The organism is Engelhardtia mirabilis, from assembly GCF_007748095.1.
GTDB lineage: Bacteria > Planctomycetota > UBA1135 > UBA1135.
In genome coordinates, this window is sequence record NZ_CP036287.1 from 5,367,690 (window position 1) to 5,394,289 (window position 26,600).

Genomic DNA, 26,600 nt, shown 5'->3' on the forward strand with positions numbered 1-26,600 from the left:
GCACGGCCGGCGAGGTCAGAGCCCGGTCAGGTCAGGCGCGAGAGCAGGGCCGAGGCCGTGCCGAGCACCAGCAGGAAGCCGCACATGTCGGTCAACGTGGTCAGGATCGGGCCCGAGGCCAGGGCCGGGTCCATCCCGAAGCGCCGCAACAGCAGCGGAACCGTTCCCCCGATGGCGACCGCCACCAGGGTGTTGGCCGTCAAGGCGCCGCCGACCACGAGCCCCAGGTAGGGGTTGCCCTTCCAGATCCACGCCGCCGAGCCGACCATCACGCCCAGCACCACGCCGTTGACCAGGCCCACCGAGAGCTCCTTGCCGAGCACCGAGAGGGCGTCGGAGGGTCGCAGGATGCCCAGGGACATCTCGCGCATGCTGACGGCGACGGCCTGGTTGCCGGAGCAGCCGCTCATGTCCGAGATGATCGGCAGGAACACGGCCAGGGCGATCACCGCCTCGAGCGTGTCCTGGTGCGCGGCGATCACGCAGGCGGCCGCGATGTTCAGGAGCACGTTGGTCGACAGCCAGGCCAGACGCCGCCGCGAGCGCACCGCCAGGGGCATGGAGCGCAGCTCCTCTCCGCCGACGATGCCCTGGCTGGCGCGGTAGGTCTCGTCCGACTCCTCGACCATCGCGCGCTCGAGGTCGTCGCTCTTGACGACTCCGATCAGGCGGCCGCGGTCGTCGACCACGGGTAGGGCCGAGTAGTCGGTCTCCCGGAACAGGGGCGCCAGCTCCGCGATGTCCGAGACGTCGGTGACGCTGGGGAAGTCCGGCTGCATCAGGTCGACCAACCGGCGCCGGCGGGGCGTCAGCACCAGGTCGCGCAGCAGGAAGGAGCCGATCAGCTTCCACTCGTCGTCCACCACGAAGGCGCGGTGGAAGCCCGAGCCGACCAGGTCCTCGGCGCGCTCGGCCAGGTCGACCAAGACCGCCGCCACGTCGTGGGTGCCCGGGTAGGCCAGGAACTCGGTGACCATCAGGCCCCCGGCCTGGTCGTCCTCGTAGGCGGCCAGGCGCCGCACACTCTCGGCCTCCTCCTGGCCCAGCTCCACGAGGATCGCCTCGGCGTCCCCGGCATCGAGCTCGCCGATCAGGTCGGCCTGCTCGTCGCTGGAGAGCTCCTCGAGGATCCGCGCCGCCGCCGAGGGCTCGAGGGACTCGAGCGCCTCCAGGGCCTGGGGCTCGGGCAAGGACTCGAGCACCTCGGCCGCCGCGGCCGGCTCGAGCAGGTTCAGAAGGCCCTCGCGCTCGTCATCGGACAGGCGCGCGAGCACGCGCACCGTGTCCAGGCTGGGAGTGGCCTTGAGCCACTCGGCGCAGGCCGCGCCGTCACCCGCCCGCAGGAGATCGCGCAGGTCGACGACCTCGGTCACGTGACGCTCCTGTCGCGCAGGGGCCGCACCGGGTGGGGACGGGCGTCGACCTTGACTCGCGACTCACCCTCCACGGGCACGATGCCGCGCATCAGGAAGCCGAGCAGGTCCGCGCCGGTCAGGACCCGACGCTCGTCGTCGTTCCACAGCAGGATCAGGTCCTCGTCGATCACGTCGTCCTCGTCGCCCTCGGGACGCACGTGGAGCTTGCGCAGGGCGCGCCCGATGGTCGTGGTCGAGTTGCGAACCACGATCGGTCGGTGGCAGCAGTGGTAGGGCTTGAAGGCCGGGCCGTCGAGGAACAGGCCGCGCAGGAACTCGTCCGAGTCGAGCACCAGCAGGGGCTCCTCGTCCTCACCGCACAGGATCACCCACTTGTGGCCCGACTTGGACACCAGCTGCACGAAAGGATCGTCGGCCGAAGCCTCGCACTGGGGCAGCACCGGCAGGTCCAGTTGGGTGGGCAGCACGATGACCGAGTCCGGATCGACCGGCTGGCCCTCGTGGCTGAGGGGCAGGTCGTCGAGGGCCAGGAAGTTGAGCACGCCGCGGCCTTCGTGGACCTCGAGGTCGGCCTCGTCGGCCTCCATGTGCTTCACGATCACGCGGCGCAGGTCGTGCTCGCGCAGGTAGGCGATGCCTTCCTTGCCGAGCCAGCGGTCGAGCATCCAGGCCGAGGGCTTGGCCACGGGCCACAACAGGAACTGGTAGACACGCAGCACCGGCGCGAGCCGCGCGCCCATCCGCAGGGCGTTGCGCGAGAACCAGGCCTGGGGAACGATCTCACCGAAGAAGGTGATGCCGAAGGTCGAGAAGGCGAAGGCCCAGACCCCGGTCATGACCGAGTCCGTCAGCAGCGTCAGCAGCACGTTCGCGCCGACGTTGCCCCACAGGATCGTGGTCAACAGGAAGTTCGAGTCCCGGCGCAGGGCGATGATCGCGGCGGCCTCGGTGCTGCCGCCCTCGGCCTCGACTTCCAGCTGGAGTCGGCCGAGCCCGAACAGGGCCAAGTTCAGGCCGGAGAAGATCGCGGAGTGGGCGAGGCACAGGGCCACGCCGAACCAGGTCAGTGCTTGCATGGAACGCGGCGCCGAACGCGGCCGCTCCGGTACGCGGGGCAGACTGGATCGTCGAACCGCCCGGGACCGGGGCCGTCAGGTGGCGGAGACTAGTGCAGGGACTGGAGGAACTGGCGGATTTGCTCGAGCTTTAGTCGGTAATCCCGCCAAGCAGATCGGCGCTCGGCGGCCAGGTCGACCAGCGAAGGCTCGTCCAGATCGAGGAGCGCCGCAGCGGCCGCCTTCAGCTCGGCCAGCTCGGACTGGGCCAGGTCCTGCAACTCCTGCTCGAGGCCCGCTTCGGTCGCGGCCGCAAGCGTCGCAGCGACCTCGGCTACGTCCTGGCCGATGCTGGCATGGGTCGGGGTGGTGGGCATGGGAAGGGCTTCTCGCTCGTCCAGGGCAGGTACGACGGTCGGGAGGGATGGACGCCGACCCGAGAGTCGGCGCCCCGCCCGTCACATTCCCGCTCAGCTACCGGCCGTACCGACCGGGATGCTCTCGATCGGCTTGAGGACCTCCTCGAGCTTCTCCGTGGGACTCTTCTTCACCGGGACCGGCGCCGGGGCCTGGACCTGGGGCACCGGGGCGGGGGTCGGCGCCTCCGGCCAGTCCGGGCGGTACTCGGACTCGATCGCGCGGTTGGCCACGTAGATCGAGACGCCGTTCTCGACCGAATGGTCGGCCATCTGCGGCACCTGCCCGTCCATCACCAGCCACACGTAGCAGTCGCCGTTGGCCGGGTCGAACCACATGGCGCGCTGGCGGCTGCCGGACAGCACCAGGTCGGTGATGGCGCGATCGACCCCGAGGGACGACTTGGCCGAGCTGTTGTCGAAGGTGACCTCGTCGACCACCCGCGCGGCCTCGATGTACTGCTCCAGGTCGCCGCGGCCGACCTCTTGGACGCGGACCTCGAGCATGCGCGCCAGCTCGATGCGACCGTCGCGGCGTGCCTCGTTGAGCTGCTCGCGGGTACCCAGATCATTCTCGGGCGCGACGCCCAGGGATCCGAGCACGCCGTCGATGGCTGGATTCACGATCCAGTCCGGCGGGGTGAAGCGCACGTTGGCCGGCAGGCCCAGGGTCGTGATGTAGCGCGTGCCCGGCTCGAAGGGACGGGTCTGGCCGTCGTGGATGACCTTCACCACCTGGGTCGTGCCGTCGCCGGCCGGAACCAGGACCTGGGTCTCTTTCTGGGGCTCCTCGGCTGAGCCCGCCTTGGTGGTCGCGCAGCCTGCGATCCAGGTCGCGCAGGTCAGGCTGATGAGGATTCGGGTCGATCGGAGGAGGACGGTCATGGCTTCTTCTTCGGGGGAGGCGGGGATGCGGGCGGGGCGTCGTCAGAGGCCCCACTCACTTGCTCGGGGTCGTGTGGCGCGCCACCCGGACGGTCGGCGGTGGTCGAACCGCGGGGCGGGCCGGCCACGCTTCGCAGCCGCCGTGCGGGCAGTGCGCGGAACGACAAGGGCTAAGGCTTCCCCCGAGGCTTGCACGGGCCGTGCCGCGATCCATCCCCACGCCATAAGAGGCTCCCCCGCAACGACTTCGGGTGGAGCGTGAGCGCCCACTTCGCAGCCGCCCGCACACTTCGGGCCTTCAGCACCGTTTTTTCAGGCAGCCAGGCACTACGTTTCCGGGCCCATGCTGCTGCGAATCCTGATCGGCTCCCACGACCCCGATCAGGCGGCCGCGCTCGGCAAGCTGCTGGGGCCGAGCCTCGCGGCCCACGTTCGCGCCCTTCGGCCCAACGAGAACTTGTGGGCCGTCCTTCGCGCCGAACCGATCGACCTACTCGTCGTCGACGAACCGCTCCTGGGTGGAGGCGCCCTGGCCGCGATCCACGAGCTGCGCTCGCTCCCGGACGCGCCGGAGGTAGTGGTGCTGGTCGAGGCGGACGACGCGACCCACCGGGCCGAGCTGCTAGCGGCCGAGGCCTTCGCGGTGATCAACCCCGACATCCCCCCCGCCGAGCTGATCGCGGCTTTCCAGACGATCGTGCGACGCCGCGCCCACCAGGCACACCGCGAGGCCGCGGCAGCCAGACAGCAGACCACGAACCTGCTCAGTGACCTCGCCACCAAGAGCCCGGTCATGCGCGAGTTCCTGGCCCTGGTACGCAAGGTCGCGGACACCGACAGCACGCTCCTGGTCCAGGGCGAGACGGGCGTCGGCAAGGAATTCCTGTCGCGCGCGATCCACACCCAGAGCCGCCGCTTCGCCGCGCCCTTCGTGGCGGTCAACTGCTCGGCGCTCTCCGAGAGCCTGCTCGAGAGCGAGCTCTTCGGTCACGTCGAGGGCGCCTTCACCGGCGCGCGCCGAGCGCGCCGCGGCTACTTCGAGCTGGCCCACGGCGGAACGCTGTTCATCGACGAGGTCGGCGAGCTGTCGCCCCAGTTGCAGGTCAAGCTGCTGCGCGTGATCCAGGACCGGCGCATCCAACCGGTCGGCTCCGAGGAGGAGTTCGAGGTCGACGTCCGCATCATCGCCGCGACGAACCTGGACCTGAACCAGGAGATGGAGGCCGACCGCTTCCGGCCCGACCTGTTCTACCGGCTCAGCGTCGTGACCCTCGACATCCCGCCCCTGCGTTTGCGCCGCGAGGACATCCGGGCCATGGTCGACACCCACGTGGAGCACTTCGCGATCAACCTGCGGCGAGCCGTGGCGAGCGTCTCGCCGGAGGCCCTGGAGCTGCTCGAGGGCTACGACTGGCCCGGCAACGTGCGCGAGCTGGTCAACGTGGTCGAGCGCGCGGTGCTGTTGACCGATTCGCGCTCGATCCTCGTGCGCGACCTGCCGGAAGAGATTCGCAGCGGTCGGTCAACGGCGCAGCCTCCCGGCGGCGGCGACCTGGCCCTGCAGCCTCGGACAGCGAGCCAGGTCCGAAACGACCCGACCCAGCGCCCCTTCGCAGAAGCCCGCCAGGAGCTGCTCGACCAGTTCGAGATGAACTACCTGCGCGCGCTCTTGGGCCGCACCAACGGGCGCGTGACCGACGCCGCGCGCCTGGCCGAACTCAACTCCCGCAGCCTCTACGAGAAGATGCGCCGCCACGGGATCCGCAAGGAGTTTTTCAAGCTCGGCTCCTGACGCGACTCCGAGGCACCGCCTGCGCGAAGAAGCACCCCTCTGCGCGAAGAAGCACCCCTCTGCGCGAAGAAGCACTGCCTGCGCGAAGAAGCACTGCCTGCGCGAACCCGACCTCAGTCGGCCTGGGCCGGCGCCGCGTCGCCCAGGAACTCCTGGACGCGGAGCGCCAGCTTCGCGGGTGAGATGGGCTTCTCGACGAAGTTCAAGCCCGGCTTGAGAACGCCGTGGTGGACGATCACGTTGTCGGTGTAGCCCGACATGAACACCACGAACAGGTCGGGGCGCTCGACCTGGAGCTCTTGCGACAGCACCAAACCGCTGTCGCCGGTCAGCACCACGTCGGTGAGCAACATGTCGATGGTGCCCGAGTGGTTGCGACTGACCTCGAGAGCGGAGGCCGCGTCCCGCGCTTCGAGCACCTGGTAGCCCACGGCTCGCAGTCCCTGCACGAACAGCTCGCGCAGGGTGTCGAAGTCCTCGACCACGAGGATCGTGCGCTCCCCCTTGCGCCTGCTCCGAGGCAGCGCGGCCTTGGGTTCGGAGGCGGAGCTCGGTCCCTCATCCGCGGCGACGGGCAGGTAGAGCTTGAAGGTCGTCCCGACCCCCGGCTCGCTGTAGACCCAGATGTTCCCGCCGCACTGTTTGATCACCCCGTGGACCGACGCGAGCCCCAGGCCGGTGCCCTTGCCGACTCCCTTGGTGGTGTAGAAGGGCTCGAAGATCCGCTCGATCTGGGCTTCCTCCATGCCGTTGCCCGTGTCCGAGACGGCGAGCATCACGTGGGGACCGACCGTGGCCTCGACATGGTTGTCCGCGTAGTCCTGATCCAGAACCACGGCGCCCGTCTCGATCGTGAGCTGACCGCCCCGCGGCATGGCGTCGCGGGCGTTGGCCGCCAGGTTGATCAGAACCTGCTCCACTTGCCCTGCGTCTGCGCGCACGCTGCCGATGTCGGTGTGAAGGGCGACGATGATCCGCACGTCCTCGCCGATCAGGCGTTCGATCATCGGCAGCGTGCGCTCGACGATCGCGTTGATGTCGAGCACCTCCATCCGCAACACCTGCTTCCGACTGAAAGCCAGGAGCTGGTGGGTCAAGGTCGCCGCGCTCTCGGCCGCCTGGACGACGAGTTCGAGCGACGCGCGCGCGGGGTGCGCGTCGGGGAGCTGGTCGCGCGCGTCCTCGGAGAAGCCGATGACCACGGTCAACAGATTGTTGAAGTCGTGGGCGACTCCGCCCGCGAGCCTTCCGATTGCGGCCAGCTTGTTTGACTGGGCAACCTGACGTTGCAAGCGGTCGTGCTCCTCCAGGCTCTCCGCGAGGTTGCGGCTCAGGTCCTCGAATCTCCTGGCCAGGAGGCCGATCTCGCCACTTGTCACCTGGGGGACCTCGATCACCTGGCCCGGCTCGAGGTCCGCGACGGCGGTGGACAGGCACTGCAGGGGCTTGGTCAGAGAACGCGCCAACCACAGGCCGACCAGCAGCGCCAGGGCCACGGCGATCGACATGGCCCAGGCTGTGCTGGCCCTCACACTGGCGGCCGGGCGGCCGAGAACCTGCCCGTCGAGGACCCTCACGACCCAGACCACCGGTCCATCGGCCAGTCGCACGGGGCTCAGCCCGATCCCCATCGACTCACCCGCGACCTCGAGCGGCGCGGCGACAGAGCCCGTGCCGTGCAACATGGCCGCAATCTCCGGCATCGACTCGCTCAAGCGAAGCGGTCGTCCCCGATCGAAGCCGAACTCGAACTCGCGGTCGGGATGCACCAGGTAGTCCCCGTCGCCGTTGACCAGGAAGGTGCGCTGCCCGTCCTCGACCTCACGCAGGGCGTCGAGCGCGGGGCCGACGTCGACGTTGATCACGACGATGCCGATGGGCGCCCCGCCGCGGCCGAAGACGGGTCCGGACACCCGCAGGACGGGGATATTGCGCTCGTCGATTTCTCCGTGCTCGCGGTTCAAGTCGATCGGGGACACGTAGAACTCGCCCCGCGCCAGCGACCCCGCCGCGCTGACGTAGGGTCTGTGGCCCTTGCGCTGGAGCTGCGCTTCCCCGACCCGAGCCACGGGCGCTCCCGACCGCTCGCGGTCAACCCGGACGATCTCCAGGCCGTCCGCGTCCGCAGCGATCAGTCGCGCCTGGAGGTACTGGGGGTGCGCTTCCAGCTCCGCGGCGAAGCGCGCTGCGAGTCGGTCGAGGGCCGGAGCGGAACCGCCGACCGCGCCCGACGCGGCGGCGTCGGCGACGTCCCTCAGCGTGGGATCCGCGAGCAACGCCTGAACGCTCGCTCGCACGCCGAGGACGTAGCGATCGAGGCCGGCGCCCAGGCGCTCGGTCGAGGACCTCAAGCGATCGAGCTCGAGCGGGTCGACCACCCGCTGCACGCCGGAATAGGACAAGAACCCGGTGGTCACGGCGCTCAGCACCGCGATCGCGACGAACGCCCCGGCGCACCGAGAGGCAAGGTTCATGGCGGGAGTCTAGCCCCGGTGACGCGACTTGCTGCCATCGGTCCAGAGGCCAGGGCCTGCAGGTCTCGGCCCAGGGTGTCGCCTCGCGCCTTGAGCCCCGAACCCGGCCAGATTCCCCGGAGAAGGCCTGGTCAGGACTGGCTGCTGCGCGCGACGGGCCCAGCGACGGTTAGGCAACCGGCCACGCGGCCACGTTCACCGCAGGCCCGTCCGACCGACGAGCATCGGACCGATGCTGCTGTCGACCGCGAAGGGCTCCGACCGGTCGGTCGTGTCCTCGTTGAGGACCGCGATCAGACCGCCGTCCGCGCCGTCGTGGATCCAGACCTCGCCGTCGATCTGGTCGGGTGCAGCGGTGCAGATACGTCCCATCGCGACCTCGCGAACCCCGTCGCCGTTGACGTCGCCGATGAAGGCCGCGGAGACGCCGAACTCGATCGGAACGGTGGCCTCCGCGTCGGTCGGGTCGACGAGCTCGAGCCGGGGTCCGCCTCCCCCTCGATCGAAGACGTAGGCGCCGGGCTGGAAGCTGCTGTCCGCGCCAACCAGCGATCGACCCCCGAGCCCGTCGATCGCCACTGCGTCGACCCTCTGCGGAGGCGTGACGGCGCGCGGGCTTGCGCGCCGTCCGCCGCTCACGCCTCTTCGGCCGGCGCCTTGATCGAGACCAGCTTGGCACCACCCTCGACCGCTTGGCCGGCCTCCACGAAGATCGCCTCGACCGTGCCCGCGATGGGCGACTTGATCTCGTTCTGCATCTTCATGGCCTCGAGGATCAGCATCGGCTGGTCCTCCTCGACCTCGGCACCGACCTCGACCAGCAGCGTGACGACCACGCCGGGCATGACCGCCTTGACCACGCCGCCCTTGCCACCGCGGGCGCGGGCGGCGGCGTTGGCGGCGCGTTCGCGCTCGTCCTCGATCTCGAAGGCGTAGCGCGAGCCGGCGATGCAGACGGCGCCGTCGTGGGTGTCGCCCTCGATCGAGACGCCGTAGGCCCTGCGGTCGACGACCACCGCGAACTGACCCAGGCCGTCGACGTCGGCCACGGACAGGTCCATGGACGCGCCGTCGACGGAGATCTCGAGCTGCCCCAGGCGCTCGGTCAGCTCGACCTCGTGGTCCTTGCCGTTGACGGTGACGAAGTACTTCACTGGTTGCCTCCGGGCTCAGCGCCGGGCGAGGAGCTGGGCAGCGGGTAGCGGGTGTGTTGGATGCGGGCGCGGTTGGTCCAGGCCTCGCGGCGGCCGGCGGTCGGGGCCAGGGCGCTGCGGCGGGCGAGCTGCCAGCGATGCACCGTGGCCACCGCGGCGGCCACACCCGACAGGCCCAGCACGTCCTCCGACATGTCCAGGCTCTCCAGGAAGTGGGTGTCGTAGTCGCCGCTGCGGAACTTGGCCTCGCTCAAGACCCGCAGCGCGGCGGGCGCGCCGGTGGAGACGCCGCCGACGTTGAGCTCCTGCAGGGCGCGGGTCATGCGCGCGATCGCGGAGGCCCGGTCGGGACCCCAGACGATCAGCTTGGCCAGCATCGGGTCGTAGTTCAGACCGACCTCCATGCCCCGGTACAGGGCCGAGTCGATCCGCACCCACGGCCCGCCGGGCAGGCGCAGGTTGGAGATCGTGCCCGTCGACGGCAGGAAGCCGGCGACCGGGTCCTCGGCGTTGATCCGCACCTCGATCGACCAGCCGTGCATCGAGATGGCCGACTGGTCGTAGCCCAGGGGTTCGCCGCTGGCCACGCGCAGCTGCTCGCGCACCAGGTCCACGCCCGTGACCATCTCGGTCACCGGGTGCTCCACCTGCAGGCGCGTGTTCATCTCGAGGAAGAAGAACTCGCCCTTCGAATAGAGGAACTCGACCGTGCCGGCGCCCTGGTAGCCCACCGCGCGGCCGGCCTGGAGCGCGGCCTCGCCCATCTGCTCGCGCAGCTCGGGCGTGATCACCGGCGAGGGGCACTCCTCCACCAGCTTCTGGTGGCGGCGCTGGATCGAGCACTCGCGCTCGCCGAAGTGCACGCCGTTGCCGTGGGCGTCGAACATGACCTGGATCTCCACGTGGCGCGGGTTGTCCAGGTAGCGCTCGGGGTACATGCGACCGTCGCCGAAGGCCGCCTGGGCCTCGGCGGAGGCCTGGGTGAAGGCCGAGGCCATCTCCGACTCCTCGCGCACGATGCGGATGCCCTTGCCCCCGCCGCCGGCGGAGGCCTTGAGGCAGATCGGGTAACCGATGTCCTTGGCGGCCTCGACCGCCGCGTTGGCGTCGGCCACCGGCTCGGCCAGGCCGGGCACGATCGGCACCCCGGCGGCGCGCATCAGTTGGCGGCTGCCGATTTTGTCGCCCATGCCGCGGATCGCGTCCGGCGGCGGACCGACCCAGGTCAGACCGGCCGCGATCACGCGCTCGGCGAAGCCCGCGTTCTCGGCCAGGAAGCCGTAGCCCGGGTGCACCGCATCGGCGCCGGTGGCCTCCGCGGCCGCCAGGACCTTATCCACGTCGAGGTAGGACTGGGCCGGGGTCGAGCCACCCAGGGGATAGGCCAGCTCGGCGAAGCGCGTGTGCAGGGCGCTGCGGTCGGGATCGGAGTAGATCGCGACCGACTCGATGCCCATCTCGCGCGCGGTGCGAATGACGCGCAGCGCGATCTCGCCGCGGTTGGCGATCAGGAGTCGTTTGATCATCGTGCTCTCCGGATCACAAGGGGATATTGCCGTGCTTGCGCGTGGGGCGATGCTCGTGCTTCGAGCGCAACAGCTCCAACGAACGGATCAGCATCGGCCGCGTGCGGTGGGCCTCGATCACGTCGTCCACGAAGCCCCGCGCGGCAGCCTTGTAGGGGTTGTTGAAGGTCTCCTCGTACTCGGCGGCCTTCTTCTTCTCCATCGCCACCGGGTCGTCGGCGGCCAGGATCTCGCGGCGGTGGATGATCTTCGCGGCGCCGGCGGCGCCCATCACGGCGATCATCGAGCCGGGCCAGGCCAGGTTGATGTCGGCGCGGATGTGCTTGCTGGCCATCACGTCGTAGGCGCCGCCGTAGGCCTTGCGGGTGATCACGGTCAGCTTGGGCACGGTCGCCTCACAGTAGGCGTAGAGCAGCTTGGCCCCGTGCAGGATGATCCCGTCGTGCTCCTGGGCGGTGCCGGGCAGGAACCCGGGCACGTCCTCGAAGGTCACCACGGGGATGTTGAACGAGTCGCAGAAGCGGATGAAGCGCGCGCCCTTGATCGAGGCGTGGATGTCGAGACACCCCGCCAGCACCGCCGGCTGGTTGGCGACGACGCCGACCACGTGTCCGCCCAGGCGCGCGAAGCCGGTCAGGATGTTGCGCGCGTAGCCGTCGAGCACCGGGAACCACGTCTCGCGGTCGACGATCAGCTCGATCACGCGGTTCATGTCGTAGGGCTTGGTGTCGTCGCGCGGCACCAGCTCGTCCAGGGCGTGCTCCTCGCGGTCGGCCGGGTCGTCGGTCGGCACGAAGGGCGGGCCCTCGGCGTTGTTGAGCGGCAGGTACGACAACAGGCGCCGCACGAGCTGCATGCAGCTCTTGTCGTCGGAGCTGGTGAAGTGCGCCACGCCGCTCTTGGTGTGGTGCACCTCGGCGCCGCCGAGCTCCTCGCTGGTGACCTCCTCGTGGGTCACCGTCTTCACGACGTCGGGCCCGGTGATATGCATGAACGAGGTGTTCTCGACCATGCAGATGAAGTCGGTGATCGCCGGGCTGTAGACCGCGCCGCCCGCGCAGGGGCCCAGGATGGCCGAGATCTGCGGCACGACCCCGGAGGCCTGGGTGTTGCGCCAGAAGATCTCCGCGTAGCCGCCGAGGCTGCTGACGCCCTCCTGGATGCGCGCGCCGCCCGAATCGTTCAGGCCGATCACGGGCACGCCCACCTTCAGGGCCATGTCCATGATCTTGCAGATCTTCTCGGCGTGGGTCTCCGAGAGGGAGCCGCCGAAGACCGTGAAGTCCTGGCTGTAGAGGTAGACCGGGCGGCCGTCGATCAGCGCGTGGCCGGTGACCACGCCGTCGCCGAGGACCTGCTGCTCCTGCATGCCGAAGTTGGAGCAGCGGTGGGTCACGAAGCGATCGATCTCGACGAAGGAGCCCTCGTCGACCAGGAAGTCGATGCGCTCGCGCGCCGTCAACTTGCCCTTCTTGTGTTGGGCTTCGATGCGCTGCTCGCCGCCGCCGACGAGGGTCGACTCGCGCATACGGCGCAGTCGGTCCAGGGGGGTCTCAGGACTCAATGGGACTCTCCTTGGGGGAGCTGGCCTTGGGGGAGCTGGCCTTGGGGAAGCTGGCCTTGGGGAAGCTGGACGAGCTCGGTCAGCACGCCGCCGGTGCTCTTGGGGTGGATGAAGGCGATGGTCGTGTGGTGGGCGCCGGGGCGCGGCTCGCGGTCGATCATCCGCAGGCCCGCCGCCTCCAGGGACGCGATCGCGGCCGCCACGTCGTCGACGCGGTAGGCCACGTGGTGCAGCCCGCCCCCGCGCTTGGCCAGGAAGCCGGTCACGGGCGAGTCGTCGCTGGCCGGCTCGACCAGCTCGATGCGCTGGCCCCCGGCGTGGAGCACGAGCACGTTGACCTTCTGGTCGGCGACGAACTCGGGCTCGCCGGCGTCCAGGCCCAGGGCGGTCTCGTAGACCTTCCGGGCTTCCGCGATGCTCTCGACGACGATGGCGATGTGATGGAGATCGCGGACGACCCCGGCCGGCAGGTGGCCAGGGGACGCCGCGTCGCTGGGACGGGTCGGGGGGGACATGGGCTGCGGATTCTAACGGGCCGAGGGCCGCGGCTCCCGACTCGACATGGGTACCGGAGGGCGAATAGAGCTCGGGTGGCGTCGTATCCTGCCCGGCGTCGATCCCGGCGCCTCTCCGTCGCCGAGCCCCTGGCACCCCATGAAGAATCTCGGCCTGATCCTCGCCGCGCTCGCGCTCCTCGCAGGGGGCCTCGTCGCATACCTGCTGGTCGGCCGCACGGCTCCGGAAGAGGACGCGGGGATCGGCGGCGCCGCGACTGCGATGGATCGGCCTGTCGACGCGACACCGACCGCTCCGGCGAGCGTCCCCCTCGCGTCGAGCGGTGGTCGATCGAGTGGCCGCGAGGAGCTGGCCGCGGACCCCGCCGCGCCTGCGGGTTCCATCGCGGCCGCGCAGCGCGCCCCCGAGTCCGCCGGCGGCTCCGTCCGCGGGCGCGTGGTGGACCCTGTCGGCGCCGGGTTGGCGGGCATGCTCGTGGCCGCCTACGCCCCCGATCTCGAGGCTCGCGTCGTCCTCGGCTCGATCGTCGCCCACGTGGATGCAGCGCGTAGCGGTCTGGACACCGACGAAGAGAAGCTGCCCCTCGCCGCCGTGATGGCGGCGGACGACGGCAGCTTCGAGCTGACGCTCCCCAGGGGTCGCCGGGCGGTGCAGCTCGCGGCGGTCGGACCGCGGCACTTCACGGCGCTCCCGCTGGAGGCCCTGGCCGACGACAGTCCGATCGAGCTGCGCTGCAAGCTCGGCGCGCGCGTCGTGGGCACGATCATCCCGCCCGATGGCCACGAGCTTGCGAACCTGGCCGGGATCGCGATCTCCATGGACCAGTCCCTGGCGGACGGCCTCGAGTTCACGCAGGGAGCCTCCCCGAGCCGCAAGACGGTCACGGACGTGCGCGGCGAGTTCTCCTTCCCCGCGGTTGGGCCCGACACCAGTCGACGGGTCCTGGCCCTGCCCGATTCCCTCGCGAGTGCCTCCGCCCAAGTGTCCGACATCGAAGCCGGCGAGGTCCGTCAGGTGTTCCTGGAGCTGAGTCTCGGCGCGACCCTGCGGGGCCGGGTGGTCGACGAGTTGGGCCAGGGCATCGGCGGCGCGCAGGTGACCGCGGCGGGAGACACGGGCCTCGGAGTCCAAGGCAAGGCGCTGCGCGAGGCCGAGTCCGCCGCCGACGGCCAGTTCGTGCTGGAGCACGTCGCGCCGGTCAAGCTGCGCGTGCGCGCGGAGGCCGAGGGCTTCCTGCCGAGAAGCATCGACCCTGGGCAGCTCCAGAACGGCGACACCGTCGGCGGCCTGACCCTGAGCCTGGCTGCCGGCCAGCGCATTCGAGGCGTCGTGCTGCTCCCGGACGGTTCTCCGGCCCCAGGCGCAGAGCTCGTCGCACTCATCGACGTCGCCGCGGCCCAGGGCTCCAACCAGATGGACCTGTGGGGCTCGCGCGGATCGGAGACCGAGTCCGATGAGGACGGCACGTTCAGCCTGGAGGGCCTCAAGGGTCGGGCCTTCGTGATCGACGCGCGCGTCGAGCTCGATGCGGACGACGCGCGCGTCGCCAAGCTCGGCGGGCGGCACTTCTGGGCCCACATCGAGGGCTGCAGGCCGTCGGACGACATGGAGCTGCGTCTGCAGGTCGCGTCTGTGCTGTCGGGTCGCGTGGTCGATGCGGCCGCCCGACCGGTGACCGAGTTCTCGATCGTCGCCGAGCAGCCCAGCTCGTCGCCCCTGGTTCGCAACGGTCCGCCCCAGCGCTTCTGGTTCGAACACGACGACGGCCGCTTCGAGATCGCCGAGCTCAGCGACGGACTGTGGTCCCTGCGGGCCTCGGCGCCCGGCTTCGCCATCTCGGAGGCCGTCGAGGTCACGCTGCCTGACTCCGCGGGGGTGCAGATCAGCCTGGTGGACGGGGTGATCGTGTCCGGCCGGGTGGCGACCCCGCGCGGCGACGGTGTCGGCGGAGCGGTGGTGACCCTCGACCGCAACTGGATCGACGCGATCGTTCAGCTCGACTCGCGCCAGGCGACGAGCCTCGAGGACGGCAGTTTCGAGCTGCGCGATCAAGCCCCCGGCGAGCTGGCCCTGGTAGCCAAGCACCCCGACTGGGCCGACAGCGAGACGATCACCGTCGGGCTGCCGCAGTCCGGACGGCTGGACGGCGTCGAACTGGTCCTGCGCCAGGGCGGACGGATCACGGGCGTGGTCTACGACGAGGACGGACAGCCCGCCCCCGGGGCCCAGGTCATCTGCCAGAACCCGCAGACCTTCGAACCGATGTTGGCCCCCGCGGACGACAACGGTCGATTCGGCTTCGGGCCCCTGAAGCCGGGCACCTACCAGGTCGTCAGCATGGGCAACTTGACCGAACTGGCCGAGGGTGGTGGCGATTCCTCGCCCCTGTCGCTGTTGTCCGACATGAAGGTCGCCATGGTCGACGTCGTCGACGGCGAGACGGTCGAAGTCGAGCTCGGCGTGCCCCCGTCCAACCCCGTGGAAGTCAGCGGCCGGGTTACATCGGCGGGCGAACCCGTCACCACCGGCGCGATCCAGTTCATCCAGGAGTCCAAGGGCATGGACTCGCTCAAGTTCGCCGAGATCGGCGCCGACGGCCGCTACGAAGTGACCCTCAACGAGCCAGGCGACTACCTCGTCACCATCCAGCCCCATCGCCAGGGCGGGATGAGTCTGCGTCAGAACAACATCGAGTACAGAAAGCTGGTGCCGGAAGGGCCGGAGTGCCGCATCGACCTGACCCTGCCGGATTCGTCCATCTCAGGCCGCGTCACCGATCAGGACGGCGAGCCCCTGGACGGGGTGATCGTCAACTCGACCCGGCAGGAGGGCGTGATCTACGGCATGGCCTTCGGCGGCGGCTTCTCGACGACGACCACCGACGAGGACGGTCGCTACGAGCTGACCCACATGCGCCCCGGCCGCTACCAGGTCACCGCGGGCGGCACCTTCTTCGGAATGCAGCTCAGCAGCGGCCAGGTGCGCGGTCGGATCAACCGCGCCGACCTGGTGATCGAGGCCGATCAACACCTGGAGGGCATCGACTTCGAGCTCGGGCCCCCGATCACCGTTACCGGCACCGTGCGCTCGACCAACGGCGAGCCCGTCGCCGCCGCCACGATCTTCGTGCGCGACGCGGCGGGCAATCCGATCGAGCGCTTCTCCATGATCCTGACCGACGCCAGCGGGCGCTTCCGCTTCGAGGGCCTGGCACCGGGCGAGTACAGCTTCAGCGCGCGCAACCGCGAGATGGCGTCGATCGAGACCGACCCGGTCGAGGTCAACGCCGAGAACCCGCCGGTGGTGAACATGGTCGCCGAGGTCGGCACGACCCTGATCGCGCGCATCGAACTCGACGACGAGCCCTCGATCGACGCCTCGGTACGGGTCTTCGACGAGCGCGAGCACGACGTCTCGGGAATGGTCGGCTACCCCGACCTGATGGCCGCCATCACCGCCGGCTTCGAGTCCGGCGAGTTCCGCATCGGCCCCCTGGCCCCCGGCAAGTACCGCGTCGAGGCCACGGCCCCGGACGGGCGTTCGAAGTCGAAGGTCGTGGTCCTGGGCGGCAGCGACGAGCGGCGGGTGCGGATCCGGATCCACTAGTGGGACGTGCGGTGGCGGCGGGACGTACGGTGGCGGGATCATTTGTCCCAACGGCCGCCGTCGGCGCTGCGTTCCGCAGCGCCGACGGCGGCCGTTGGGACAAATGATCCCGCCACCGTACGTCCCGCGCCTACGACTGCTCCGGTCGGTTCGCCCGCAACCACTCGAGGAACGCTGCCATGTCCTCGGGCAGGGGCGCCTCGAACTCCACGGGCCCCGTCCCGTCGGGGTGGCTGAAGCTCAGTCGAGAGGCGTGCAGACACTGCCGGCGCGGCACCGGCGCGTCCGCGGGGAGCGCCTTGTGGGTTCTCCCACCCGTGTAGATCTTGTCGGCCACGATCGAGTGACCGAGCCACTCGAGGTGCACGCGGATCTGGTGCGTGCGCCCAGTGCGCGGCTTGCACTCGAGCAGGGAGTAGCCGTCGAAGCGCTCGCGCACCTCGTAGAAGGTCTGGGCCTCGCGGCCCTCCTCGGAGGGCACCACGCTGATCCGATCCGACGCGCGCTCGGAGCGGCCCAGGGGCTGGTCGATCCACTCGGACTCGAAGCGCGGCTGGCCGTGGACGATCGCCAGGTACGACTTGCTCACCTCGCGCTCGCGGAACTGGCGTCGTACCGACTCGCCCGCGGCCTCGGTCTTGACGATCACCATCAGGCCGCTGGTCGCGCCGTCCAGTCGATGCACGATGCCGGGGCGGTCGGGGCCCTGTACGGCGGGCAGCTCGCCCCACTGTTCCACGGCCAGGTCGGCCACGGTGCCGCCGGAGACGCCGTCGTTGGGGTGGGCGACCAGCCCCGCGGGCTTGTCGATGATGGCGAAGGATGGCTCGTCGTGGATCACCGCGAAGCGCACGACCCCGGACGCGACCCGGCGCTGCTTGGCCACCGGGCGCCAGACGAGCCTCTGGCCCTGGACCAAGGGCGTCGAGGGCCGCAGCAGGACCTCGTCATCCACCTGCACCCCGCCGCCCTTGATCCACTCCTGGATCTTGGTCCGGGAGGTGTCCGGACAGAGGTCGCAGAGCGCCTTGTCCAGCCGCATCCCCTCCCACTCCGGGGGGATCACGTGGCGTCGCTCCTCTGTTTGGTCGGCCTCGTTGGTGGTCACAACGGGATCATGGACGAGCGGAGGGGGCAGGTCGAGCCCTGCGCGGTCTGCTTGCCCCGCCTCGGAGCCCTTCGGCGGGCCCAGGTCGCCCCTGACGAGCCGGGGTTCGGCCGGTAACATGCGCCGCTCGACCGGGTAGACCGAGCGCGTCGGGCTCTCTCCCGGGCCCCCGACGGCTCGATCTCTCGCCCGAGAGCCTGCGGGGTCCACCCGAGGGTCCCGACACGGGCCCGCCTGCGGCCCAACAGCGGCCCGCCTGCGGGATCGACCCGTCCCGACCGTTCCTGGCCCACACTCCTGTCACGGACGCGCCCGAGATCGACTATCCCCCCCGGCATCTTCGCGGAGCCGAGGACGGCGCCCGCGCGGATCCGATCCGGGCGGGGATGAATCCAAGCCCGCAGAACTTCGCCAGCACTGCCAAGGCCCACCCGTAAGACCGACGCGGACTGTCCTCGACGCCAGTACCGCCGCCCGACGAACCGACGCCAAGCAACGCCCATGAGCCTCGCCGCCATCGTTCTCCCGCTCGCCACCGCCTTCGCACCGCAGCAGGGGGCCGTCGCCCCCCCCCCGGGGATGGTCTTCGTCGAAGGCGGTCGGGTCACGGTCGGCGCCGACAAGGACCACCTCGAGCCCCTGATCGAGGCGGATCAAGAGTTCGCCCCCTCCTTCGCCTCGGAGTTCCCCCAGCACACGGAGAACGTGCGGGAGTTCTTCCTCATGCCGACCGAGGTCACGAACGAGCAGTACGCCGCGTTCGTGCGCGCCACGGGGCACCGGGTTCCCTTCCACATGGCCGACCAGGAGGCCGTCGCCGCCGCCCAGGCGGCCTTCCTCGAGGAGGACGGTCGCCGGCGGCAGGAGCTCAAGGACGCGGGGCAGACCGTGCCCCCGGCCCAGAAGTTCGACCAGCAGGCCTGGTGGGACGACAACTGGCGCGACTTCGAATGGTCCATCCCGGAGGGCAAGGAGGACCATCCGGTCGTCTACGTCGACTACCAGGACGCCCAGGCCTACGCCAAGTGGGCCGGACTGCGGCTGATGACCGAGGTCGAGTTCCAGGCCGCGGGCCGCGGCAAGGAGGAGACGGTCTACCCCTGGGGCGACGAGTGGGATGGCTCCAAGGTCACCTCGAGCGCGGATCGCCCGAAGAGCTCGACCCTTGCGGTGGGCGCCACCAAGTCCGCTACCGGCGCGGGCTTCTACGACCTGCTCGGCAGTGTCTGGGAGTGGACCTCGAGCCCCTTCACGCCCTTCGACAAGTACAAGGCCTTCACCGTCGACGTGGGCAAAGGCAGCCGCTCGCGCACGGTGAATGCCGCCGCCGAGTGGAATGCGGACTTCCGCGTGGCCGTGGGCGGCTCCTGGGGCAGCCCGGCCTTCCACTGCCGCCTGACGACGCGCCGCCGCTGCGACCGCAGCCAGCAGACCGCTGCCTTGGGCTTCCGCTGCGCGGCCTCGCCGGGCATCGCCACGGACCTGGTCCAGGCGGTCGTCGACGACCTGCCCCACGCCCTGCGTCCGGACCTCGACCTGGAGCCGGTGGCGGCCCTCTCGATGGACCGCTACATCTCCGACGCCGGCACCGCGAAGGTGCCCGGCTACGCGCGGATCACGGGCTACGACTACTTCTCGGTCATCCCGGTGGACCGCATCCTGCACAGCAACCCCTCGAGCTTCGGGGTCGAGACCCTCGAAGAGGGTCCCGTGGGCGTGGCCGTGCTGACCACCTCGCTGCCGATCCTCGAGCCCGCGCTGGAGCCCGGGACCTACCTGATCTCCTTCCGTGAGAAGGGCAAGGACCGCCGCGACAAGGGCGAAGAGGACGAGAAGGCCGCCGCGCAGGGAGTCGCCAGTCGCCAGGACGGGCCCAGCGCCGATGAGGCCGAGCCCGCCTACGACATCGAGAGCGCGAACCTCTTGATCACCGACGCCAATGGCGTCCTGATCCACGCCATCCCGATCAAGGACGTCGAGTACGCGACGGTCGACAAGGACTACCCCGACGGACGACTGCTGGTCACCGCCTACAAGGCGCCGAAGCGGGCCGGCGAGGACGAGGTCGTGGGCGACACGCTCGGCGTGACCCTCGACGTCTCGTCGAAGAACAGCAAGAAGGCCATGCGCTTCGAGTTCAAGGTCAAGGTCGAGAAGGACCTGATCGACGGCACCTGGCGCAAGCGCTGACACGGTCCGCGACAGGTTCCGAATGCGAACCGGCCCCGCGGTGCTCGTCGCACCGCGGGGCCGGTTCGCGTTCATCAGGTGGCACTGCGGGCCGGACTCCGTTCCTCGGGCAGTGGGGTCGGGGCTAGCGCCGCCCCCCGCCTCAGGACAGCCCTTCGAGGTTGCGCTCTAAGAGCGCCAGCTCCTGCTCGAGCTCCTCCTGCTTGACCTTCTCGGCCTCGACCATCTCCGGCTCGGCGTTGGCCAGGAAGCCCTGGTTGGCGAGCTTCTTCGACAGGGCCTCGAGGCCCTTCCTGGCCTTGTCCGCCCGGCGCGCGAGGGTCTCGCTCAGCTTGGCCGTGTCCACGTCCTCGCCCAGGCGCACGAAGACCTCGATGCCGCCGGCCACCGCCGCCGCCGAGGACGGCGGGCGCTCGGCGGCCGCATGGACCTCGACCGTCTCCAGGTGCGCCAGGCCGCGCAGGCGCTCGACCGAGGACTCGATCACGTCGCGGTCCTCGGCACGGGGGGCCACGATCACCGTGTCCAGGGCCTTGCGCTCGCCGACCATCGTCAGGGCGCGCACGGAACGCACGGCCCGCACGACCTCCTGCAACACGCCGATACGCGCCTCGGCCGCCTCGTCGACGGCCAGGCCCTCGCCCGTGGGCCAGGGACCTCGCACGAGCATCCCGCGCTCCCCGTCGCCGAGCACGCGCCCGAGCTCCGCCCACAGCACCTCGGTCTGGAAGGGCGTGAAGGGGTGCAGCAGCGCCAGCATGTCGTTCAGCACCCGCGCCAGGGTCCCTCGCGCCGCCTTCGCCGAGTCGTCCTCGCCGGCCAGGCGCCCCTTCGCGAGCTCCACGTACCAGTCGCAGAAGTCGTTCCAGACGAAGCGGTACAGGGCCGTGGCCGCGTCGTTGAAGTGGTAGTCGGTCAGGGCCGTGTGGACCTCCGACCGCGTCCGCGCCAGGCGCGACAGGATCCAGCGGTCCTCGACCTCCACGGCCGCGGCGGACGAGCCGTCCGTGCGCTCGCCCTCGAGGTTCATCATCACGAAGCGCGCCGCGTTCCAGATCTTGTTGGTGAAGCGCCGCCCCTCCTCGAAGCGCGCCGGGGCCAGCTTCACGTCCTGCCCCTCGCGGGTCAGCATCATCAGCGAGTAGCGCACGGCGTCCGCACCGAACTCCTCGATCATCGCGATCGGGTCGATGCCGTTGCCCGCGCTCTTGCTCATGCGCTTGCCCTTGCCGTCGAGCACGGTCGCGTGCACGTAGCAGGTGGTGAAGGGGCAACGCTCGGCCTCGGGCAGCGAGTCCACGAACTCGTAGCCCGCCATGACCATGCGCGCGATCCACAGGTAGATGATCTCGCGCGCCGTGGAGATGAACTGGGTCGGGTAGAAGCGGCGCAGGTCCGCCGTGTCGTCGGGCCAACCCAGGGTCGCGAAGGGCCAAAGCCACGAGGAGGCCCAGGTGTCGAGCACGTCCGCGTCCTGGCGCACGATCGGCTTGCCGGTCTTCGGGTGGGCGTCGCCGAGCTGCAGCTCGTCGGCCGAGCCCGCCGGCACGCCGTCCTCGTCGTACCAGATCGGAATCCGGTGCCCCCACCACAGCTGGCGGCTGATGCACCAGTCCTGCACGTTCTCGAGCCAGTCCAGGTAGACCTTCTTCCAGCGCTCGGGCCGGAAGGTCAGCGAGCCGTTGCCAACGGCCGCGATGGCCGGCTCGGCCAGCTCCTTCATGCGCACGAACCACTGCTCGCTGACCAGCGGCTCGATGACGGACTTGGAGCGATCCGACAGGGACACGTTGTGGGTGATCGACTCGACCTTGTCGAGCAGGCCCAGCTCCTCGAGTTGCTTGACCACCTCGGTGCGGGCCTTCTCGCGCGACATCCCCGCGAACGGCCCGCCTTCCGCGTTCAGCGTGCCGTCCTTCTCGAGGATCGAGATGATCGGCAAGTTGTGCCGCGCGCCGCGCTCGTAGTCGGCGGGGTCGTGGCCGGGCGTGACCTTGACCGCGCCCGTACCGAAGGCCGGGTCCACGCTCTCGTCGGCCACGATCGGGATCTCACGCCCCAGGAAGGGCAGCACCACCGACTTGCCGACCAGGTCGCCGTAGCGCTCGTCGTCCGGGTGCACCGCCACGCCCGTGTCGCCGAGCATGGTCTCCGGCCGCGTGGTCGCCACCACCAGGAAGCGCTCCGGCTGGTCCTTGACCGGGTACTTGAGGTGCCAGAGCTTGCCCTTGCGGGTCTCGTACTCGATCTCGTCGTCGCTGATCGCCGTCTGCAGCACGCAGTCCCAGTGCACCAGCCGCGCGCCGCGATAGATCAGCCCCTTCTCCCACAGGGCCAGGAACGACACGCGCACGGCGCGCGACAGGTCCTCGTCCATGGTGAACTTGGTGCGCGACCAGTCGCAGGAGGCGCCCAGGCGCCGGTACTGCTCGAGGATCTGGTTGCCGTGCAGCTCCTTCCACTCCCAGACCTTCCCCAGGAAGGCGTCGCGCCCCAGGTCCTGGCGCGTCTTGCCCTCTTCCGCATAGAGCTTCTTCTCCACCACCGCCTGGGTCGCGATGCCCGCGTGGTCGGTGCCCGGCAGCCACAGGGCGTCGAAGCCCTGCATGCGCTTGTGGCGGATCACGATGTCCTGGATCGCCCCGTTCAAGGCGTGCCCCATGTGGAGCACCCCCGTCACGTTGGGCGGCGGGATCATGATCGTGAAGGGCTCGGCCCCCTTCGGCGCTTCGGCAGCGGGTGTGAACGAGCCGGCCTCGAGCCAGCGGGTGTAGACCGCTGCCTCGTGCTCGTGCGGGTCGTAGCGCGGAGAGAGTTCCATCGATGCGAAGGGGTAGGTGCGGGCCGGGGGCGGCGGACGGGCGCGGGCCGCTGGAGCAGCGGGCGCCCACTTCAACGGGGCTCCCGGCAGGGGTCAAGCGATGCGGGCGCGGGCCGGGCTCAATCGGGGGCGAAGCCACGATCTGTCGCCCAACGGTCGATTCCGGCCTGCAGACCGGGCAGCTCGAAGGACAGGAGCGCGGCCGCGCGGCGCGCGTCGAGGGAGGTGTCGCCGGGGCGATCGGCGGCGCCGGCGTCGGCTCGCAGGCTGGCCCGCGGAGGCTCCAGGTCGCCGGCCGCCGAGCCCACAGCGGCCAGGGCCGCCAGGCCCAGATCCAGACGGCTGACGCGCTCGGGTCCGGCCACGTGCAGGATCCCCCGCGCGTCGCCCGCGACCAGCTCGACCAGGGCCGCGGCGGCGGCGCCCACCTCGAGGGGCGTGCGCCACTCGTCCTTGAAGAGGGTGAAGGGGCCCCGTGCGAGGGCCGCCAGGAGTCCGTCCGTGGCGCCCAGTCCGCGCCCGCGCGAGTCCCCGAACAGCAGCGGCAGGCGTACCACGAGGGCGGCGGGGCAGGCGTCGAGCACGGCCCGCTCCCCGGCCCACTTCGACTGGCCGTAGACGCTCACCGGCGCCGGCAGCGCGTCTTCGTCGAAGCCCCCCGGCGGCGCGGGCTCGGCGCCGAAGACGAGGTCGGTGGAGACGTGCAAGAGCCGCGCGCCGTGGCCTTGGCACCAGGCCGCGATCTCTCCAGGCGCCGCCGCGTTGATGCGATTCGCGAGCTCGGGCTGGGCCTCGCACACGCCTTGGCTCGCGATGGCGGCCAGGTTCAGCACGTGGGTCGGCGCGCAGCGCTCGAGCGCGGAGGAGATCGCCGCGCAGGAGGCGAGGTCGATCGCGACGGGCTCGAAGGCCACGCCGGTGAGCGGCGGGCAGGAGCGCCGCGGATCGCGGGCGCCGGCCGCGACGGTCCAGCCGGGCCGCGCCGCCGCGCGCTCCAGCACGTGGGGACCGAGGAAACCCGACGCGCCGAGCACCAGGACCACGCGGCGATCCGCGCTTCCGCCACCACTCCCGAGCGCACCGTCCCCGCGCAAGCTGTCCGCAACCTGGTCCATAGCCGTCGATTGTCACGCGCAACGGCGCGACGGTGCCAGTCTCCGACGTCGCTCCGCGCTATAACGACCCGCCGCCACCGGTCATCGCCGCGGGCGGGATCCCCCATGGCCGACCGCAGCAACAGCGCCGACGTCTCCGAGCCCGCGCGCGAGTTCCGCCGGGCCCAGGTGATCGCCAACCCGATCGCCGGCCGCGGCCGCGGCTCAAGCTACGCGCGCGAGCTGACCGAGGGCCTGCGCGCGGCGGGGATCGAGACCGAGCTGCTGCTCACCGCCGGCCGCGGCGACGCGGGCAAACGCGCCTGCGAGGTCGCGGGCGAGGTCGACCTGATCGTCAGCGTGGGCGGCGACGGAACCCTCAACGAGGTCCTGGGCGGAGTCGGCAGCGCGAGCCCGGCGATCGCGCAGCTGCCCCTGGGCACCGCCAATGTGCTGGCCACCGAGCTGCACCTGCCGCGCAGGGTCGAGGCCGCCGTCGAGATCATCCGCCGCGGCCGCACGACGCCCCTCGACACCTCACAGGTGAACGGCCGGCTCAGCTTCCTGTGCGTCGGCGTCGGCATCGACGGCTTCGCCGTGCGCGAGGTCGAGCGGCGCCGCACCGGCGCGATCACCAAGCTGGCCTACGTGACCGCGATGGCGCGCGTGCTGGGCGGCTACCGCCCGCCGCAGCTCAGCCTGGAGATCGACGGCGTCCCGGTGGACGGCCACTTCGGCTTCGTCCTGATCAGCAACGTGCGCGGTTACGGCGCGGTCTTCAACCTCAGCCCCGACTGCCGCCACGCAGACGGCCTGGTGGAGGTCTACGGCCTGCGCTCCGGCTCGATCCCCGCCCTGGTCAAGATGGCCGCCGTCGGCATGGCCGGCCGCCTGCCGGGCAGGGCGGTCGAATTCTGGCAGGGCAGCCGCGTGCGGGTCACCGCCCCCGAAGAAGTGCCCTTCCAGGTCGACGGCGACTTCGGCGGCGCGGGCCCGGTGGACTTCGAGGTCAGCGGGCGCCAGGTCCGGATCGTGGTGCCGTGAGTGCCCCGGTCCACTGAGGACGAGCTGCCCGAGTCCACGTGTACTCCGCTCGCCTCTGATCGCCCATGGACCTCTGCATGTCGACCCGCTGGTCGGCTGACTGCGGCCGCCGAGGTGTTCTGCGCCGATCGGGCCGTTGAGGTGGCGGCGCGCGATCAACGGAAGGGCAAGCGGACCTGCTCAGGCACCTTCCGACGCGCATCAACGACGACTTCGGTGCTCCAGATCGGCGGTTCGGCGGTCTCGTCCCACCAGCGAGTACGCAGGGTGTAGACCCCGGGCAGCAAACGCTCCCCGATGATCGGGAGCTCGTCCGCCCCCGTCATTCTCCCGAACGCACCGCTCATGTTCTGGGTGACGACTCGGCCCTGGTCGTCGATGACGTCAACGATCGGCGTGGCCTTCGAACCAGCCGGACGTTCGAACTTCGCGCGCAGGAGAACCCCGGGGACGATTCGCACGGTTGCCCTCGCATGGCCACCCGCCGGAACGGTCACGAGTTGAGGATCGGGCACCCACCCCTCCTGTAGAGCCCGCTGAAAGGGCGACAGCGCAATCCGCCACGTCCCTGGCTGCAAGTCGACGAGTTCGACCTGCTTGCGGGCGAGCAGCTCATCCATCTCCTGGTTCCGAAGCAGATCCTCGTTCGCTTCGAGCGTCCAATGGATCGGCAGCGGCGCCTCGGATCCGCCCCAGTGGTCGAGGCGATGCTGTCGGCGGTAGTGTTGGACGAGGAGCGTGCCGCCGGCCTCGCTCTCTCGGTTCCCCGAGAGGAACTCCAACGTCATCGCGCCCGGACGTTGCAACTGCGCGACGAATGGCGTTCCGGCCTGTTCCAGGTCGAACCGGAAGATCCGCCTGAAGGGAGCGAAGCCCTCCGCCTCCAGGCGCAGCTCGTAGGGCTGGCCGTCGACGAGTTCGGACTGCAAGGACGAGCCCTCGACCTCGAGGGCGACGAGGCTCGAGCGCCAGGTCGTGTCCCCACCCAACCAGGTGAGCTTGGCGTCGACGATGGCCGGTACAAGGTCGCCGGCGGCGGAGCGAGCCTCGCAGGTCCACCGCCCGCGCTCCGCATCCGCGAAGCCGAGCTGTACCGTTGGCCTCGCGCCCCTCTCCAGCGCCAGCTTGGTGATGACCTGGGCCGCCAAGTCGGGTCGATTGGAGGGGCGCTCGACGGTCAGGACGAAGTCACCGCCCGGGAACAGGCCGAGCTCGGCAATGCCGTCGTCCCCGGTGGCCCCGCGCTCCATTGCGAAGTGCATCCCATTGCGAACCTCGACCAGCACACTGGCCCTCGGGACCGGCTTCCCGTCGGCTTCCACGACCAGGACCTCCAGCGGGCTCGCCGGCAGCATCACGAGCTGGGAGCCACTGGCGAAGAGGTCGCCGGAGGCCGAGCGCATCTGACGATGGCCGGCAAGAGTGAGCTCGACCTGTGCAATCCCCGCGTCGGCGACGCTCGAAGCAATCAGGAAGCGTCCGTTCCCATCTGTGACCGCCTCGCAATAGGAGTCCTCCGAAGGGTCTCCTACGTACCCCAACAGGGCCAGGACGTAGTGGAGCGAGCCGCAGAAGACCTCGACTCCCTCGAGGGGTGAGGCTTCTCCATCGACAACGGTCAGCCCCGAGTCGACGGGAGGCGGGTCGTCCTGCGCAGCGAGTACTGGGCAGAGGAGCGCGAGGGCCAGCGAGGCGAGAGACATTGGTTCTCCGGGTTGGCGCCACTAGCGCGACTGGGCGATTGGGGCGAGGCCGACGTCGAATATGCCGGCGCCACGCGTGCGAGAGCGAACCCGTTGGAACGAGATCACAGGCCTCGAACAGGCGGAGGTGAGCGTATGGAAGCGCATGCCGATCCGCTGAACGAGCGAGGGCGAGTGTCGGATCTGCTCCTTCAGCAAGAGGAATCGGAGTCGACCTCTTGGCCCCGGAGCGGCCGTGGCTCCATCGATCGCCTGTCGCTGACCTTTCCATCCGAT

18 protein-coding genes are annotated in these 26,600 nt (G+C 70.3%); 4 read left to right on the forward strand and 14 right to left on the reverse strand.

Annotation, left to right across the window (positions count from 1 at the left end; translation table 11 throughout):
* Nucleotides 1-26: 26 nt before the first annotated feature.
* The 4 genes from mgtE to Pla133_RS19810 form a co-directional block, all read right to left on the reverse strand.
* Complete coding sequence (gene mgtE / locus Pla133_RS19795; RefSeq protein WP_145068450.1) at nt 27-1,373, reverse strand: magnesium transporter; 1,347 nt, start codon at nt 1,371-1,373, stop codon at nt 27-29.
* The gene (locus tag Pla133_RS19800; protein WP_145068452.1) at nt 1,370-2,452 is read right to left on the reverse strand and encodes a DUF21 domain-containing protein; all 1,083 of its coding nucleotides are present in this window, start codon (nt 2,450-2,452) and stop codon (nt 1,370-1,372) included. Before Pla133_RS19800 ends, mgtE begins: the two co-directional genes overlap by 4 nt.
* An 89-nt stretch (nt 2,453-2,541) precedes the next feature.
* Nucleotides 2,542-2,808, reverse strand: a complete 267-nt coding sequence (locus Pla133_RS19805) for a hypothetical protein (protein ID WP_145068454.1) — start codon at nt 2,806-2,808, stop codon at nt 2,542-2,544.
* 93 nt (nt 2,809-2,901) lie between these two features.
* Nucleotides 2,902-3,732, reverse strand: a complete 831-nt coding sequence (locus Pla133_RS19810) for a hypothetical protein (protein ID WP_145068456.1) — start codon at nt 3,730-3,732, stop codon at nt 2,902-2,904.
* A gap of 343 nt (nt 3,733-4,075) precedes the next feature.
* Here Pla133_RS19810 and Pla133_RS19815 point away from each other — a divergent pair, with 343 nt between their 5' ends.
* The gene (locus Pla133_RS19815) at nt 4,076-5,524 is read left to right on the forward strand and encodes a sigma-54 dependent transcriptional regulator (RefSeq protein ID WP_145068458.1); all 1,449 of its coding nucleotides are present in this window, start codon (nt 4,076-4,078) and stop codon (nt 5,522-5,524) included.
* A 113-nt stretch (nt 5,525-5,637) separates the two neighbouring features.
* Here the strand turns inward: Pla133_RS19815 and Pla133_RS19820 are convergent, their stop codons facing one another.
* The 6 genes from Pla133_RS19820 to mce form a co-directional block, all read right to left on the reverse strand.
* Nucleotides 5,638-7,998 (reverse strand): hybrid sensor histidine kinase/response regulator, encoded by a 2,361-nt coding sequence (locus tag Pla133_RS19820; RefSeq protein ID WP_145068460.1) that lies wholly within the window; start codon nt 7,996-7,998, stop codon nt 5,638-5,640.
* Between the two features lie 195 nt (nt 7,999-8,193).
* Nucleotides 8,194-8,577: a hypothetical protein gene (locus tag Pla133_RS19825; protein ID WP_145068462.1), complete on the reverse strand. Its 384-nt coding sequence runs from the start codon at nt 8,575-8,577 to the stop codon at nt 8,194-8,196.
* A 56-nt stretch (nt 8,578-8,633) separates the two neighbouring features.
* Complete coding sequence (locus Pla133_RS19830; RefSeq protein WP_145068465.1) at nt 8,634-9,152, reverse strand: biotin/lipoyl-containing protein; 519 nt, start codon at nt 9,150-9,152, stop codon at nt 8,634-8,636.
* Nucleotides 9,149-10,678: an acetyl-CoA carboxylase biotin carboxylase subunit gene (locus Pla133_RS19835; protein WP_145068467.1), complete on the reverse strand. Its 1,530-nt coding sequence runs from the start codon at nt 10,676-10,678 to the stop codon at nt 9,149-9,151. The genes Pla133_RS19830 and Pla133_RS19835 overlap by 4 nt, the downstream gene beginning before the upstream one ends.
* 13 nt (nt 10,679-10,691) lie before the next feature.
* Nucleotides 10,692-12,206, reverse strand: a complete 1,515-nt coding sequence (locus tag Pla133_RS19840) for an acyl-CoA carboxylase subunit beta (RefSeq protein ID WP_145070996.1) — start codon at nt 12,204-12,206, stop codon at nt 10,692-10,694.
* A gap of 32 nt (nt 12,207-12,238) precedes the next feature.
* Nucleotides 12,239-12,757: a methylmalonyl-CoA epimerase gene (gene mce, locus Pla133_RS19845; RefSeq protein ID WP_145068469.1), complete on the reverse strand. Its 519-nt coding sequence runs from the start codon at nt 12,755-12,757 to the stop codon at nt 12,239-12,241.
* Between the two features lie 139 nt (nt 12,758-12,896).
* On the opposite strand from mce, the gene Pla133_RS19850 reads away from it, so the two are divergent.
* A complete protein-coding gene (locus Pla133_RS19850; RefSeq protein ID WP_419191754.1) occupies nt 12,897-16,364 on the forward strand; it encodes a carboxypeptidase-like regulatory domain-containing protein in 3,468 nt (1,155 codons plus the stop codon).
* A gap of 130 nt (nt 16,365-16,494) precedes the next feature.
* On the opposite strand, the gene Pla133_RS19855 is transcribed toward Pla133_RS19850, so the two are convergent.
* Entirely contained in the window at nt 16,495-17,472 is a 978-nt protein-coding gene (locus tag Pla133_RS19855; protein ID WP_419191755.1) for an RluA family pseudouridine synthase, read from the reverse strand.
* 501 nt (nt 17,473-17,973) lie between these two features.
* On the opposite strand from Pla133_RS19855, the gene Pla133_RS19860 reads away from it, so the two are divergent.
* The gene (locus Pla133_RS19860) at nt 17,974-19,662 is read left to right on the forward strand and encodes a formylglycine-generating enzyme family protein (RefSeq protein ID WP_145068475.1); all 1,689 of its coding nucleotides are present in this window, start codon (nt 17,974-17,976) and stop codon (nt 19,660-19,662) included.
* A 142-nt stretch (nt 19,663-19,804) separates the two neighbouring features.
* Here the strand turns inward: Pla133_RS19860 and Pla133_RS19865 are convergent, their stop codons facing one another.
* Both Pla133_RS19865 and Pla133_RS19870 read right to left on the reverse strand, forming a co-directional pair.
* Nucleotides 19,805-22,483 carry a valine--tRNA ligase gene (locus Pla133_RS19865; protein WP_145068477.1) on the reverse strand — a complete coding sequence of 893 codons (2,679 nt, stop codon included), beginning with the start codon at nt 22,481-22,483 and terminating at the stop codon, nt 19,805-19,807.
* Nucleotides 22,484-22,602: 119 nt separating this feature from the next.
* On the reverse strand, nt 22,603-23,598 hold the full coding sequence (locus tag Pla133_RS19870) for an SDR family oxidoreductase (RefSeq protein WP_145068479.1): 996 nt from the start codon (nt 23,596-23,598) through the stop codon (nt 22,603-22,605).
* Nucleotides 23,599-23,703: 105 nt separating this feature from the next.
* Here Pla133_RS19870 and Pla133_RS19875 point away from each other — a divergent pair, with 105 nt between their 5' ends.
* Nucleotides 23,704-24,621, forward strand: a complete 918-nt coding sequence (locus tag Pla133_RS19875) for a diacylglycerol/lipid kinase family protein (protein ID WP_145068481.1) — start codon at nt 23,704-23,706, stop codon at nt 24,619-24,621.
* Nucleotides 24,622-24,776: 155 nt separating this feature from the next.
* Here Pla133_RS19875 and Pla133_RS19880 read toward each other — a convergent pair whose 3' ends face one another.
* A complete protein-coding gene (locus tag Pla133_RS19880; protein ID WP_145068483.1) occupies nt 24,777-26,324 on the reverse strand; it encodes a hypothetical protein in 1,548 nt (515 codons plus the stop codon).
* Nucleotides 26,325-26,600 lie beyond the last annotated feature (276 nt).